The sequence below is a fragment of the Actinophytocola sp. genome, from assembly GCF_035712165.1.
Lineage (GTDB): Bacteria > Actinomycetota > Actinomycetes > Mycobacteriales > Pseudonocardiaceae > DASYTH01.
Genome location: NZ_DASTBH010000067.1, coordinates 1 through 14,496, shown reverse-complemented (window position 1 = coordinate 14,496; position 14,496 = coordinate 1). Strand labels below are relative to the sequence as shown.

Annotated in this window: 10 protein-coding genes, 3 tRNA genes and 1 pseudogene; 10 read left to right on the top strand and 4 right to left on the bottom strand. The window is 71.1% G+C overall.

The window, feature by feature from the left end; translation table 11 throughout:
- From VFO68_RS03230 to VFO68_RS03195, 8 genes and pseudogenes are all read left to right on the top strand, one after another.
- A pseudogene (locus VFO68_RS03230) lies at positions 1–128 on the top strand (transcriptional regulator NrdR); the annotation flags it as partial.
- A gap of 81 nt (positions 129–209) precedes the next feature.
- Positions 210–3,026, top strand: coding sequence for a vitamin B12-dependent ribonucleotide reductase (locus VFO68_RS03225; protein ID WP_325156617.1), 2,817 nt, complete (start codon positions 210–212; stop codon positions 3,024–3,026).
- Between the two features lie 377 nt (positions 3,027–3,403).
- A tRNA-Arg gene (locus VFO68_RS03220) sits at positions 3,404–3,476 on the top strand.
- A 79-nt stretch (positions 3,477–3,555) separates the two neighbouring features.
- A tRNA-Glu gene (locus VFO68_RS03215) sits at positions 3,556–3,627 on the top strand.
- A gap of 6 nt (positions 3,628–3,633) precedes the next feature.
- Positions 3,634–3,705 (top strand) — tRNA-Arg (locus VFO68_RS03210).
- 86 nt (positions 3,706–3,791) lie between these two features.
- On the top strand, positions 3,792–4,487 hold the full coding sequence (locus VFO68_RS03205) for a ferritin-like domain-containing protein (RefSeq protein ID WP_325156616.1): 696 nt from the start codon (positions 3,792–3,794) through the stop codon (positions 4,485–4,487).
- An 18-nt stretch (positions 4,488–4,505) separates the two neighbouring features.
- Complete coding sequence (locus VFO68_RS03200; RefSeq protein ID WP_325156615.1) at positions 4,506–5,411, top strand: TIGR03619 family F420-dependent LLM class oxidoreductase; 906 nt, start codon at positions 4,506–4,508, stop codon at positions 5,409–5,411.
- A gap of 87 nt (positions 5,412–5,498) precedes the next feature.
- On the top strand, positions 5,499–6,494 hold the full coding sequence (locus tag VFO68_RS03195) for a neutral zinc metallopeptidase (protein WP_325156614.1): 996 nt from the start codon (positions 5,499–5,501) through the stop codon (positions 6,492–6,494).
- Here the strand turns inward: VFO68_RS03195 and VFO68_RS03190 are convergent.
- The gene (locus tag VFO68_RS03190; RefSeq protein WP_325156613.1) at positions 6,487–7,500 is read right to left on the bottom strand and encodes a PHP domain-containing protein; all 1,014 of its coding nucleotides are present in this window, start codon (positions 7,498–7,500) and stop codon (positions 6,487–6,489) included. The two genes, VFO68_RS03195 and VFO68_RS03190, sit on opposite strands and share 8 nt — an antisense overlap.
- Positions 7,501–7,800: 300 nt before the next feature.
- On the opposite strand from VFO68_RS03190, the gene VFO68_RS03185 reads away from it, so the two are divergent.
- Entirely contained in the window at positions 7,801–8,205 is a 405-nt protein-coding gene (locus VFO68_RS03185; protein ID WP_325156612.1) for a DUF3040 domain-containing protein, read from the top strand.
- A 120-nt stretch (positions 8,206–8,325) separates the two neighbouring features.
- Positions 8,326–9,897 (top strand): aldehyde dehydrogenase family protein, encoded by a 1,572-nt coding sequence (locus VFO68_RS03180; protein ID WP_325156611.1) that lies wholly within the window; start codon positions 8,326–8,328, stop codon positions 9,895–9,897.
- A gap of 31 nt (positions 9,898–9,928) precedes the next feature.
- Here the strand turns inward: VFO68_RS03180 and VFO68_RS03175 are convergent, their stop codons facing one another.
- The 3 genes from VFO68_RS03175 to VFO68_RS03165 all read right to left on the bottom strand — a co-directional run.
- A complete protein-coding gene (locus tag VFO68_RS03175) occupies positions 9,929–12,412 on the bottom strand; it encodes a DUF3488 and transglutaminase-like domain-containing protein (protein WP_325156610.1) in 2,484 nt (827 codons plus the stop codon).
- Complete coding sequence (locus VFO68_RS03170; protein ID WP_325156609.1) at positions 12,409–13,674, bottom strand: DUF58 domain-containing protein; 1,266 nt, start codon at positions 13,672–13,674, stop codon at positions 12,409–12,411. Before VFO68_RS03170 ends, VFO68_RS03175 begins: the two co-directional genes overlap by 4 nt.
- A 5-nt stretch (positions 13,675–13,679) precedes the next feature.
- The coding region (locus VFO68_RS03165; protein ID WP_325156608.1) for a MoxR family ATPase at positions 13,680–14,496 on the bottom strand (817 nt) is incomplete at its 5' end.

The following is a 14,496-nucleotide window of genomic DNA, read 5'->3' as shown; positions in this document are numbered from 1 at the left end:
GGCCGCTTCAGGAACTCGACGAGGTCGCCTACCTCAGGTTCGCCAGCGTCTACCGCTCGTTCTCCTCCATCGAGGACTTCGAGAAGGAGATCGCGGACCTACGGGCCACGGATACCGACACTCGCTGAAGGATTCGGTTCCCGCACAACGGGGTCGCGTGGAGCCAGTGGACGAAATCAACCAGATGGATCGGGATGAGTGGAGAGGTCATGACTGAAACCGTCGGGACACCGGCGGCAGGGCGCCGCGCGAAAGTGAACGCGTCGCGTCTGGGCGTGCGGCGGGTGTACACGACCGAGGGCGTGCACCCCTACGACGAGGTCATCTGGGAACACCGCGACGTGGTGATGACCAACTGGCGCGACGGCACCGTGAACTTCGAGCAGCGCGGCGTCGAGTTTCCCGAGTTCTGGTCGGTCAACGCCACGAACATCGTGACCAGCAAGTACTTCCGCGGCGCCGTGGGCACGCCGGTTCGCGAGCACTCGCTCAAGCAGTTGATCGACCGGGTCGTGCAGGCCTACGTCGCCGCCGGCACCGCGCACGGCTACTTCGCCGCACCCGCTGACGCGGAGATCTTCGAGCACGAGCTGACCTGGATGCTGCTGCACCAGTTGTTCAGCTTCAACTCCCCGGTCTGGTTCAACGTCGGCACCAACTCCCCGCAGCAGGTGTCCGCCTGCTTCATCCTCGCCGTCGACGACACCATGGACTCGATCCTCAACTGGTACCGCGAGGAGGGGCTGATCTTCAAGGGCGGCTCGGGCGCGGGGCTCAACCTGTCCCGGATCCGGTCCTCCAAGGAACTGCTCTCCTCTGGCGGCACGGCGTCCGGGCCGGTGTCGTTCATGCGCGGCGCGGACGCGAGCGCGGGGACGATCAAGTCCGGCGGGGCCACCCGGCGCGCCGCCAAGATGGTCGTGCTGGACGTCGACCACCCCGACATCGAGCAGTTCATCGAGACCAAGGCGCGCGAGGAGGACAAGATCCGCGCGTTGCGGGACGCCGGGTTCGACATGGATCTCGGCGGCTCCGACATCACCTCGGTGCAGTACCAGAACGCCAACAACTCGGTCCGGGTCTCCGACGAGTTCATGCGCGCGGTGGAGTCCGACGGTGAGTTCGGGCTCAAGGCCCGGCAGACCGGCATGGTGCTGGAGACGGTCCAGGCCAAGGGCCTGTTCGGCAAGCTGGCTAAGGCCGCCTGGGAGTGCGCCGACCCCGGGGTCCAGTACGACGACACGATCAACGACTGGCACACCTGCCCGGAGTCCGGCCGGATCACCGCCTCCAACCCGTGCAGCGAGTACCTGCACCTGGACAACTCCAGCTGCAACCTGGCCTCGCTGAACCTGTTGAAGTTCCTGCGCACGGACGGCACGTTCGACGGCGAGCGGTTCGTCCGCGCGGTGGAGCTGATCATCACCGCGATGGACATCTCGATCTGCTTCGCGGACTTCCCGACCGAGCCGATCGCCGACACCACAAGGAAGTTCCGCCAGCTCGGCATCGGCTACGCCAACCTGGGCGCGCTGTTGATGGCGACCGGCCACGCCTACGACTCCGAAGGCGGCCGGGCGCTGGCGGCGGCGATCACCTCGTTGATGACCGGCACCGCATACCGCCGGTCGGCCGAGCTGGCCGGCGCGGTCGGCCCGTACGAGGGTTACGCGCGCAACGCCGAGCCGCACCAGCGGGTGATGCGCAAGCACGCGGCGGCCAACGACCTGATCCGCACCTACGGCACCGACGACGCCGCGGTGCAGCGGCTGGCCACCAAGGAGTGGCAGCGCGGCCAGGAGATCGGCGCCCGCAACGGCTGGCGCAACGCCCAGGCGAGCGTCCTGGCCCCGACCGGCACCATCGGCCTGATGATGGACTGCGACACCACCGGCGTGGAGCCGGACCTGGCGCTGGTCAAGTTCAAGAAGCTGGTCGGCGGCGGGTCGATGCAGATCGTCAACCAGACCGTGCCGCGCGCCCTGAAGTCGTTGGGCTACCAGGACGAGCAGGTCGAGGCGATCGTCGAGTACATCGCCGAGCACGGGCACGTGGTGGACGCGCCGGGGCTGCGCCGGGAGCACTACGAGGTGTTCGACTGCGCCATGGGCGTGCGGTCCATCGCGCCGATGGGCCACGTGCGGATGATGGCCGCGGTGCAGCCGTTCATCTCGGGCGCGATCTCCAAGACGGTGAACATGCCGGAGTCGGCCACCGTGGCCGACATCGAGGAGATCTACTTCCAGGGTTGGAAGCTCGGTCTCAAGGCGCTGGCCATCTACCGCGACAACTGCAAGGTCGGACAGCCGCTCTCGGCCGGCAAGAACGCCAAGAAGGCCGCGGAGCCCGAGCCGGTGATCGAGTACCGCCCGGTGCGCAGGCGGTTGCCGAAGAAGCGCCCCAGCCAGACGGTGTCCTTCACGGTCGGCGGCGCCGAGGGTTACCTGACCGCCGGGTCCTACCCGGACGACGGGCTCGGCGAGGTCTTCGTCAAGCTGGGCAAGCAGGGCTCCACGCTGGCCGGCGTGATGGACGCCTTCTCCATGTCGATCTCGGTGGGTCTGCAGTACGGGATCCCGCTGGAGTTCTACGTCCAGAAGTTCTCCAACCTGCGGTTCGAGCCGGCCGGCATGACCGACGACCCGGACGTCCGTATCGCCACCAGCGTGCTCGACTACCTGTTCCGCCGGCTGGCGCTGGACTATCTGCCCTACGACAAGCGTGCCCAGCTCGGCATCTTCACCGCCGACGAGCGCACCGCCCAGGTCAACGGTGACTACGCCGGACCGTCCGAGGTGGACATCGAGGGCCTGCGGACGTCGGTGGAAGCCGGCCCCCAGCCAGCCGTCCCGGCATCGTCCACGTCGGACCCGAAGGCCAAACCCCACAGCTCCACGGAGTTGCTCGAACTGCACCTCGGCAAGGCCGCCGACGCCCCGCTCTGCATGACCTGCGGCACGAAGATGCGCCCCGCCGGTTCCTGCTACGTCTGCGAGGGCTGCGGCTCCACCTCCGGCTGCAGCTAGCCGGTGAATTCGACGTCAGCGCGTGGCCCGGTTCGGGCCACGCGCTGACGTTTTTCGATCGCCGGCCGAAAGGGAATTGACGACGCGCCAGCCGTCCTGGATGATGAAATCAATAACGAGGAGTTGGGAGCGGTCCAGTGAGCACGTGGCAGCCAGAATCGCGACGCTGTGCGCGGCGTGGTGCGGCTCGCCCTGCGTATGCCCTGGTCGTTGACTCGCGACCGAGCCGCCGGGCCGAGCCGTCGTTGCCCGGCAGCCTGGGCTCCCCGCCCTGACGTGGAATTCGTCGAGGTTTAGGGAGCCGCCCATCGGGAAACCGATTCGGGCGGCTCTCGTTATTCGCGCACCCTTTTGTGGTGCATTCTTCGAAATCATTTACCCCTGTGGCTCAGTGGACAGAGCGCCGCGCTACGAACGCGGAGATCCCAGGTTCGAATCCTGGCTGGGGTACCGGGTGCGAGGGGCACTGGCGACCCCGCCTGATTTGGGATCAGGAGTCACCGCGTTCGACTCGCGGGCATCCGACTGCAGCGCGTTGGTCCAGCGGAACGGACTCCCGGCTCTCACCCGGGCGACGCGGGTTCGACTCCCGTACGCGCTACGACTTGCCCCTGTGGTCCAACGGACACGACGCCGGCTTCCGGAGCCGGAGACGCAGGTTCGACTCCTGCTGGGGGTACCCGGCCTTCACGAAACCTCCACACCAGGCACCCAACGCGTGGTCGCGTCCAGCCGTCCTGCGGTGAGACGACGGGAGGAGTCGGCGTGCGAGTGGGGTGGGTCCAGGAGTTCGAGGCGGCGGCGGAGCGGCGGCGGTCGGCCGGTGATCCGGACTGGGCGCGCGGGGCGTGTCTGGATGCGGCGGTGGCGGCCAGCGTGCAGCGGTTCCAGGTGGGGGAGTCGGGGGACGGGCGGAACCTGATCGCCAAGGCGGAGGCCGGCGGCGACGCGGACTATGCCGCGGCGGTGCGGTTGTTCGTCGCGGAGGAGCAGAACCATGCGCGGCTGCTGGGGGAGTTGCTGGCGGCGGCGAACGTCCCGACGATCCGCGGACACTGGAGCGACACGGTGTTCGTCCGGCTGCGACGCGCGTTGGGGCTTCGGTTGGAGCTGATGGTGCTGCTGATCGCCGAGGTGATCGCGCTGCGCTACTACCGGGCGCTGCGGGACGGCGCCACCGACCACCTCACCGCGGACGTGGCCGGGCGGATCCTCGCCGACGAGGAGCGGCACGTGCCGTTTCACTGCCTGCGGCTGCGGGCCGCCTTCGCCGAAACGCCGGGACCGGTCCGCGCGCTGGTGACCGGATGCTGGCGGGTCCTGCTGCTCGGCACCGCGATCACGGTCGCCGCCGACCACGGTCGCGCACTGCGCGTGCTGGGGGTGAGCCGGCGGGCGTTCGTCGCCGGCGTGCTCCGCGGGTTCTCCGCCGCCGTCTCCGGGGTGACCGCACCGGCATGACCGCACGGCATGGCTGGCATGCGCAGCCGCCGCTGGTGCGCGGGCGGCCCGCCGGGTCAGGATCTGCCGATGCTGTTCGGACTGTTCGGAATCAACATGGACGCACTCGCCGCCGATCCGGCCGCGGCGGTGCGGGTCGCCAAGGCCGCCGAGGAGGCGGGCTGGGAGAGCGTGTGGACCGGTGAGCACTACGTGCTGCCCGACCCGTGGGCCGAGCCGAGTCCGGCCAAGCCGGACCGGCCGATGCTCGATCCGTTCGTCGCGCTCACCAACGTCGCCGCGCACACTTCGCGCCTGCTGATCGGCACCGGCCTGACCGTGCTGCCCTACCACCAACCGCTGGTGCTGGCCAAGAAGGTCGCCTCGGTGGACCGGGTCTCCGGCGGCCGGTTCCAGTTCGGCGTCGGCGTCGGCTACCTGCCGCACGAGTTCGACGCGCTGGGCGTGCCCATGGCCGACCGGGGCGGTCGCACCCTGGACTGCCTGGAGGCGATGCGAGCCGTGTGGAACACCGCGCCCGCCGCGCACGAGGGCCGGTACACCCGGTTCGCCGGCGTGCGGGCCGAACCGCGGCCGCTGCAGCTGCCCACCCCGCCGCTGCACTTCGGCGGCGGGGTGGCCGCGACCTTTCGGCGGGCGGTGGCCCAGGGCCGCGGCTGGTTCGGCTTCGCGCTCGACCTCGACGCCACCGAGCGGGCCGTCGCCGCGCTGCGCCGCGCCGAACGCGAGCACGCCCGGCCGCCCGGCCTCGGACCGCTGGAGATCACGGTCACGCCGGACCCGCGGCTGCCGTTCGACGACGACACGGTCGCCGCGTTCGCCGGCCTCGGCGTCACCCGGCTCGTCCCGCTGCCGCCCGCCCGCTCCCGCGACGACCCGGACCAGATCATCCGGTTCGTGCGCCAACGCGGCCCGGGTGACTGAGGTTGCCCTCACCAGGTGCGGAAGTTCCGTATGCTGGCGGGGTGCTCCGCGGACGGCCGTGGAGCTTTGTCGAATCTGAGGCATGACGTGACCGACGAGGACCGCGGGCCGCAGTACCCGCCGCTGCCTCCGCGGACCGTCGTGCTGCCGCCGGCCGCCACGATCATCTCCAGCAGCGCGCGCGACCGGCGCAACTCGCCGCTGCGGCTGATCGGCGTGTTCGGCCTGGTGCTCGCGTTCGTGGCGGCCATCGCCCTGCTCGGCCGGCCCGACCTGCTGGACGGCCGGGAGGTGATCGCCGGTACCCCGGTCGCCGCCGAGGGTCAGCTCGCCGCACCGGCCACCCGTGGGTCCACCCCGGCCACGCCGGGCGCCCCGGCCAAGCCGCGCGCGGTCTTCGAGCTGCAGACCAACCCGCTGCTCGCCGACGGCATCGGCTTGCCGCAGGTCACCTGCCAGCTGCCGGGCATGGCGCGCGACGCGGAGAAGCTGCGGGCCTACTACCAGGCGGCGATCGCCTGCCTGGACGAGGCGTGGAAACCGGTGCTCGGGCAGGTCAACGAGCCGTTCACCTCGCCGAAGCTGGAGATCCAGGCGGGCCGCAGCCTGTGCGGCGACGCGCCGCCGGCCAACGAGGCCACCGCCTACTACTGCAGCGGCGGCCGGGTGATCTTCATGCCCACCGACCGGTTGCTCAGCCAGGCCGGGCTCAGCCAGGCCGCGCACCTGGCGGTGCTCGCCCACGAGTACGGCCATCACGTGCAGGCACTCAGCGGGATCCTCAACGCCGCCTACGACAAGGGCGAGGCGTTCGGAAAGGACTCCCCGGAGAAGCTCGAGCTGACCCGGCGCGCGGAGCTGCAGGCCAACTGCTTCTCCGGGATGTTCATCGCGAGCGTGGCCGGGCGCGGTTCGGTGAGCGCGAAGCTGGCCCGGCAGGCCGCGGACAGCTTCCGCGACACCGTCGCCGACAACTCGCACGGCTCGGTCAAGCACCAGGTCAAGTGGGGCCGCGCCGGCTACGACACCAACAAGACCGCCGCCTGCAACACCTGGCTCGCCCCGCCCACCGAAGTCAGTTAGACCGCCACGCGAGCAGTTCCTCGGCCGACCTGGTGTTGATCACGCGCTCGGCCGGCACACCGCACTCCTCGGCCCGGGCGCAGCCGTAGGGCTGCCAGAACAGCTGACCGGGGGCGTGCGCGTCGCTGTCGATGGAGAACACGCAGTCCAGCTCCAGCGCCAGCCGCAGCAGCCGGCGTGGCGGGTCCAGCCGGTCCGGCCGTGAGTTGATCTCCACGGCCACCCCGTTGTTGTGGCAGGCGGCGAACACGGCCTCGGCGTCGAAGGTCGACTCCGGCCGCGGCCGCCCGGCGACCTTGCGGCCGGTGCAGTGCCCGAGCACGTCGGTGTGCGGGTTCTCGACCGCGGTCAGCATCCGCTCGGTCATCTCGGCGGAGGGCATCCGCAGCTCCGAGTGCACGCTGGCCACGACGATGTCCAGCCGCTCGAGCAGCTCGGGCTCCTGGTCGAGCCGGCCGTCGGACAGGATGTCGACCTCGATCCCGGTCAGGATGCGAAACGGGGCCAGCTCGGCGTTCAGCTCGGCCACGACGTCCAGCTGGCGGCGCAGCCGGTCAGCGGACAGGCCGTTGGCCACGGTCAGCCGGGGAGAGTGATCGGTGAGCACGATCCACTCGTGCCCGAGCGCGGCGGCCGCCTCGGCCATCTCGCGGATCGGGCTGCCGCCGTCCGACCAGTCGGAGTGGGTGTGACAGTCGCCACGGAGCGCGGCCTGCAGCGCCGACCCGCCGCCGTCGGGCACCAGCGGCGCGACGCCGCGCTCGGTCAGCCGGGTGAGATAGGCGGGCTCGTCCCCGGCGGCCGCCTCGATGATCACCGCTGCGGTGGTCTTTCCGATCCCGGGCAGCGCGGTCAGCGTGCCGGCCCGCAGCCGCTGCTCCAGCTCACCGTCCGGCAGCCCGGCCACCACCGCCGCCGCCCGCCGGAACGCCTGCACCTTGTGCGTCGGCTCGCCGGCTCGTTCCAGGTACAGCGCGATCTGCTTCAGGGCTGTGACGGGCTCCACGTGCAATACCTACCATCCTACGGACGTGTGATCTCGTCCGGCGTCGGAGCGGTGACGGCGAGTGACCCCGACCGCCGAAAAGGCTGGTTTTCCCTGCCGTACCACCCTCTACCCGGAGTCCAGAGGCACGCGAGCACCATGGGGTTTGCTGTTGCATACGACCGTGATGCAGGATCGGGTAGTCGCGAGGACCTCCGCCTCGTATTCTGGGTAGTGACGCCCCCAGAGCGGGGTGCCCGCCGGGTCCGGCGGCAACCGTGATCACCCGGCGCCCGCGACCGCTGTGCCGGAGGAGGAACGATGCCACTCTCCGAGCACGAGCAGCGTTTGCTCGATCAGATCGAGCGCGCGCTCTATGCCGAGGATCCCAAGTTCGCCTCGACGGTTCGTGGCGCGCGACTGCGGCGCCCGTCCCGGCGTCGCCGGCTGCAGGGCATCGCCCTGTTCGTGCTCGGCGTAGCCCTGCTCGTCCTCGGCGTCGTGCTCCCGCTCAAGCCGGGTGGCGTCCCGGTGGTGAGCCTGCTCGGCTTCCTGGTGATGTTCTTCGGCGCGCTGCTGACCCTGACCGCCATCCGCCATGGCGATCAGGCGGAGGAGTCCGGCGGGGAGGCCGGCGGCGCCAGCAACGTCACGAAGCTGCGCCGGAGTTCCTTCTCGCAGCGGATGGAGGAGCGCTTCCGCAAGCGCTTCGACGAAGATCGTTAGGTAAAGCCTCCGTCAGGTCCATCACAGCGCGATCCGAAATCGAGCGCCATCGCCCTAGCATGCTGTGAAGACAACGTGGTCTGCCGATGCGTTGCTTCACACACGGGAAGGCGATCCACCGTGGCGTCTGATCTGCGAGTTCCCCTGTTCGCGCAATGGTCGCAGCTGCTGGAGCGGGCGACCAAGGTGGCCTCCGCGGCCTTCTTCGGTGACCGCCTGCGCAACCTGCACGAGGGGGCCTGGCAGGACTCGGGCGAGCCCTCGGCACTGCTCACCCCGGTCGACCAGACCAGTCTGGGCTACCTCTCCAAGATCGACGAGCGCACCGCGCTGGCGGCGGTGGCGCACGCCCACCGGCAGCACCAGGAGTGGGCCACGGTTCCGCTGGCCGAGCGCAAGGCCCGGGTGACCGCCGCCGTCGAGGCGATGACCGCCGCCCGGGACGACCTGGCGCTGCTGCTGGCCTGGGAGATCGGCAAGCCGTGGAAGCTGGCCTGTGCCGACGTGGACCGTGCGCTGGACGGGGTGCGCTGGTACCTCGACAACATCGAGCGGATGCTGACCACCGACGCCGACGGGCGGCCGTTCGACCGGCGGCCGTTGCCCGGGCCGGTCAGCAACATCGCGAGCTGGAACTACCCGATGAGCGTGCTGGTGCACGCCGAGTTGGTGCAGCTGTTGGCCGGCAACGCGGTGGTGGCCAAGACCCCGACCCAGGGCGGCGCGTTCTGCCTGACCGTGGCGCACGCCCTGATGCACGAGGCCGGGCTGCCGGTGACGCTGCTGTCCGGCGACGGGTCGACGCTGTCCTCGGCGCTGGTGCGCTCGGCTGAGATCGGCGCGCTGGCGTTCGTCGGTGGGCGGGACAACGGCGGGAAGGTGGCCGCTCAGCTGGTGGACACCGGCAAGCGGCACATGCTCGAGCAGGAGGGGCTCAACTGCTGGGGCATCTGGGAGTTCTCCGACTGGGACGGCCTGTCCGCGCACCTGCGCAAGGGTTTCGAGTACGCCAAGCAGCGGTGCACGGCCTACCCGCGGTTCGTGGTGCAGCGCAAGCTGGTCGACGAGTTCCTGGCCGCGTACCTGCCGGTGGTCTCGTCGGCCCGGTTCGGTCATCCGCTGGCGGCCGAAGTGGACGATGAGGAGCTGCCGCAGCTGGACTTCGGCCCGTTGATCTCCTCGGCGAAGGCGGCGGAGCTGCGCAAGAAGGTGGACGAGGCGCTGGGCCACGGCGCGATCCCGCTCTACCGCGGATCGCTTGCCCAGGGCCGGTTCCTGCCCGGGCAGGACACGTCGGCCTATGTCGCGCCGACCACGCTGCTGGCGCCGGCCGGGGCCAGCCGGCTGATGCACGAGGAGCCGTTCGGTCCGGTCGACACGATCGTCGTGGTGGACACCCAGGCCGAGTTGCTGGCGCAGATGAACGCCTCCAACGGCGCGCTGGTGGCCAGCATCGCCAGCGACGACGTCGAGCTGGCCGGCCGCCTCGCCGAGCACGTGCAGGCGTTCAAGGTCGGCGTGAACAAGCCGCGCTCCCGGGGCGACCGCGAGGAGCCGTTCGGCGGCCGCGGCGGTTCCTGGAAGGGCGCCTTCGTCGGCGGCGTCCACCTGGTCCACGCCGTCACCCAGGGCCCCACCGACGAACTCATCTACGGCAACTTCCCCAACTACAACCGCTACCCCGCCGTATAGCCCCCGCCGTTCCGACAGGAACGTTGCTTGCCTACTCGTCGGAAGCCGGGGGCGGCGGCGTGTCGGGCCTTGGCGTGCGGTGGGGGTGCAGGACGGAGCGCGGCAGGAAGCGGGAGCGCAGGTCGAGCGGGGCGGTCCGGCGCAGGCCGGCCACCAGGTTGTCGAACGCCTCGGCCAGCGCGGGGTCGGGCTCGGTGCGGGCGCTGTACCAGGAGCGTTCGACGGCGCCGACCACGGTGCGCAGCGCGCGTCTGCCGTCCTCGTCCAGGTCGTGCTCGCGGGCCAGCCGGCGGGCGGTCATCCGCACCGTCTCCGCGTCGACGATCTCCGCGCCCCGGTCCTGGGACTCGGCAAGCAACTCGGCCCAGGCGGCGGACGCGGCCGCCGGTAGGCCCTGCTGGACGGCGTGCCGGCGGGCCCGGCGGCGCCACTCCCGCACGAATCCCGGTGCGGCGGCGACGGTCAGCACGACGATCAGGGCGGACAGCCACCAGGAGACCAGCGCGGCGGCCAGCACCACGGTCAGCAGCCAGCACACCGCGGCGACCGGGATCAGCAGCCGGCGTCGCCGCGCGGCCAGCGGTCCGCCGGCGATCAGCGTCGCCAGCACGGTGATCAGTATCGCGACCACCGCGACCGCCGCGGCGGTCCAGCCGATCCACGGCGCGGCCTGCTGGTCCTGCTGCTGGCCGCCCGCCTCCCCGGCACCCGGGTCGGTCTTGTCGTTCGGGCTGGTCGGTTCGGCGGTGGCGGCGGAGCCGGCCGGCTCCGAGGTCTCGGTGGACGTGTCGTCGTTGGGGTCCGCGGTGGTGCCGGACTCGATGGCGTAGGGCGGGGTGTAGGTCCGGCCGTCGGCCAGCGGCGTCGAGTCGAACTGCACCCAGCCCTGACCACCGAAGTAGATCTCCACCCACGCGTGCGCGTCCTGGGTCGAGATCGAGCGGTAGTCGCCGACCAGGTAGCCGGCGGTGTAGCCGATGGCCACCCGGGAGGGCAGCCCGGCGGCCCTGGCCAGCAGCGCCAGCGCCGAGGCGTACTGCTCGCAGAAGCCCCGCTTGCTGCGGAACAGGAAGTCCTCCAGGGCTTCCTCGTCGCTGCCCTGCGCGGTCTTCACGTCATAGGTGAAGTCGTTGCCGTCGAAGTACCGCTCCAGCGCCCGGGCCTTGTCGAAGGGGTTGGACCGGCCCGCGGTCAGCTCGGTGGCCAGCTGCCGCACGCGCGGCTTGATCCCGTCGGCCTCCAGGTAGATCGGGTCGATGTCGTTGTAGCTGGTGCCGGCGACCCGTAGCTGGTCGGCGGTGGGCTGCGAGAGGTCCACGTCCTCGGCCATCCGCGTCAGCTTGCGCTTGCTCTCGCTGAACACCATGCCGCTGCGGTTGTCGTAGCGCATGGACGAGGGCAGGCCGGTCATCCGCACCGGCGTGCCGTAGACGCCGACGAACAGGTCCTCGTAGTCGAGCGGCTCGATGTCAATCCGGGTGGGCGGCCCGACGGTGCGGCTGCCGGGGGGCGCCGGTAGGCCGGAGCGTCGGGTGGCCGGAACCCCGGACGGCATGGTGGGTTGCAGGGAGAAGCCGCCGTTGTCGTCGAGCCGCGCCAGCGTCATCACCCGCATGTAGCGGGTGTCCTGACCGAGCCCACGGACCCGGAACAGCTCGCGGTTGGTGCCCTGGTCGAGCATGCCGCGCAGCTTGGTGAACGGCTGCAGGCCGAGGCCGCCACTGGCGCCGGACGGGCCGCCGAGGGGGAACTGGCCGACCGTGCCGATCACGGTGAAGGTCGAGCCGATGATCAGGGCCAGGACCAGCGCGGTGGACACCTGGGCCACCGGCGAGCCGACGCTGCCGTTGGTGCCGGGCATCGCCGGCCGGTTGCGCCACTGCTGGTGCCGGTGCGCGCCGTCCACGGCGAGCAGCAGCGCGAACGAGGCGGCGCCGAGCACGAACGACCACCACGGCAGCATCTGGTTGGACAGCGACGCCGGCACGGCGTAGACGCACAGCAGCACCAGACCGCACGCGGCCGGGGTGCCGGCGGCGACCGCGAGCGTGTCGACCAGGACGGCGACCAGCCCGATGGCGACCACCACGAGGCAGAGCACCGGCGCGGTGGGGTCGACCGGCGGCACGCCGGTCCGGACCACCTCGACCGAGCGGCCGAGCACCTCGCCGAGCTCGGAGAGCGCGGCCGGGCCGGGGAACATGCCGAGGATGCCGGAGTTGGTGAACAGGGCCACCAGCAGGCACAGCACGGCGAACATCTGGGCAAGGCCGACCACCAGCACCGGGGTGCGGATCGCCCGCAGTCCCAGGCCGGTCGCGGTCACCACGATCACGGCGACGCCCGCGTAGCCCAGCCAGCGCAGCCCGTCGATCACCCCGGACATCGCGGTGGCGGCGCACAGGGTGGTGAGCGCGGCGACGACCGGCGTCACGGTCATCGACCACTGCTGGGAGGTCATTCCGGACTCGGCCGGGGGAGTGCTCGGGGCGGGCCTGGGGGGTGCGATGGTCATTGTCCGGCTCCCGCGATCATCGTGTCGTCGCGTTTGAGTCCCGTGCGGCACAGGTTCGCCCAGACCCGGTTCATCGGAAGGTCGGGGGTCGCCACCGTCACGCCCCAGCCGGTGCCGCGCAGCAGCGTCAGCGAACCCTGCTGGTCGGAGTTGGCCTCGTCGCCGGAGCGCCAGGCGTCGACGTCGAGGAGCACGGCGAGGCTTCGGCTGCTGCGCCCGCGATGCCGCACCAGGGTGCCGAGCGAGTCGGCGCCGGCCGCACCGAGGATCGCGATGAGCTCCTGGCCGCCGGCCGGGTCGGACCGGCAGTCGATCTCGCGCTGGTTGGTCGGTTGCAGCGCGGCCAGCATGTCCAGCACCGCGTTGTCGTGGTGGGTGCCGTCCCCGGCGTCACCGACCAGCAGCTGGCCGCTTTCGGTGACCAGCCGGATCCGGTGTCCGTGCCGGTGCAGGTGCAGGCAGACGCTGGCAGCGAAGGAGATCGCCCATTCGAGGCTGGCCGACGCGCCGGAACCGCGGTGCGCGGCCACCCGGTGGTCGAGCATGATCGTGGTGCCGCCGCGCCAGGGCCGCTCCTCGACCCGCACCATCATCTCGTCCCGCTTGGCGGTGGACCGCCAGTGCACCTTTCGTAAGTCGTCGCCCTGCCGGTACGGGCGCACGATCGCGTCGTCCTCGCCCTGTCCGGCGTTGAGCCGCACCGACCCGTCGTCGCCGGAGCCCAGCCCGGAGCCACCGGGGACGCCGGCCAGCCGGACCACCCTGGGCACCACGATCAGCCGGGAGGTGTGCGCGAGCTCGCGGTCGAACTCGGCCAGGCCGAACGGGTCGGTGATGGTCGCCTTGAGCGGGCCGAGCTGTTGGATGCCGCGCAGCATCGGGTGCACGGTGTAGCGCAGCTGGGTGCCGGTGTGCCGGGGGAGATGCTCGATGACGAACCGCGGTTTGCCGCCGAGCGCGTAGGGCACGCCGTCCTGCATCAGCAGCCCGCCGGGCGTGAGCCGGCCGGTGCTGCGGATGTGCAGGGACACCTCGGCGCGGCCGCCGACCGGGACGCGCATCGGGGTGATCCGCCGCTCGGCGTGCAGGCCGACCTTGGCAACGGCGGTGAGGAAGCAGACCAGCAGCGGCAGGGCGATCACGAACGCCGCCACCCGCAGCAGGTCCCGTTCGGCCAGGAAGTACGAACAGAGCGCGGCGGCCAGTCCCGCCGCGAGCAGGCACCGGCCGCGGGTGGTCAGGCCGGACAGCGCGCCCCGCATGCGCGTTACCTGGTGCGCCGGTTCGGTGCCATTCCGGACACCCACTGGGCGGTCGGATCGAGCGCGCCTTGCGGCACCGGCACCCGCTGGATCAGGTTGCGGATCAGCTCGGCGGCCGAGCGGCGGCCGGCCTGGGCCTCGGCGGTGAGCACCAGCCGGTGCGCGAGCACGGGCATCGCGATGGCGTGGATGTCGTCCGGCACGACGAAGTCGCGGCCGGACAGCGCGGCCTGGGCCCGGGCGGCCCGCACCAGGTGCAGGGTGGACCGCGGCGAGGCGCCGATCCTGATCTCGGGCAGCCGGCGGGTGGCCGACACCAGCTCGACGGCGTAGCGCCGGACGTCGGCGGAGAGCTCGACCCTGCGCACGGTCTCGATCAGGCTGGTGATCTGGGCGGCGTCGGACACCGGTTGCAGGGTCTTGAGCGGGTCGGCGCCCGCGTGCTCCTCGATCATCGCGAGCTCGGCGTTCGGGTCCGGGTAGCCGATCGAGACGCGGGCGGTGAACCGGTCGCGCTGGGCTTCGGGCAGCGCGTAGGTGCCTTCCATCTCGATCGGGTTCTGGGTGGCGATCACCATGAACGGCGCCTGCAGCCGGTAGGTGTTGGTGTCGACGGTGACCTGTTCCTCCTCCATGCACTCCAGCAGCGCGGACTGGGTCTTGGGGGAGGCGCGGTTGATCTCGTCACCGACCACGATGTTGGCGAACACCGGGCCGGGCCGGAACTCGAAGTCGTTGGTCTGCCGGTTGAAGATCGACACCCCGGTCACGTCGCTGGGCAGCAGGTCGGGGGTGAACTGGATCCGGCTGACCGTGCAGTCG

What these genes read in the sequence shown, in the direction of transcription:
- VFO68_RS03175 (WP_325156610.1), bottom strand. Translation starts at nt 12,412, where the DNA reads ATGACCATCGCACCCCCCAGGCCCGCCCCGAGCACTCCCCCGGCCGAG.
- VFO68_RS03225 (WP_325156617.1), top strand. Translation starts at nt 210, where the DNA reads ATGACTGAAACCGTCGGGACACCGGCGGCAGGGCGCCGCGCGAAAGTG.
- VFO68_RS03200 (WP_325156615.1), top strand. Translation starts at nt 4,506, where the DNA reads ATGCGCAGCCGCCGCTGGTGCGCGGGCGGCCCGCCGGGTCAGGATCTG.
- VFO68_RS03170 (WP_325156609.1), bottom strand. Translation starts at nt 13,674, where the DNA reads ATGCGGGGCGCGCTGTCCGGCCTGACCACCCGCGGCCGGTGCCTGCTC.
- VFO68_RS03185 (WP_325156612.1), top strand. Translation starts at nt 7,801, where the DNA reads ATGCCACTCTCCGAGCACGAGCAGCGTTTGCTCGATCAGATCGAGCGC.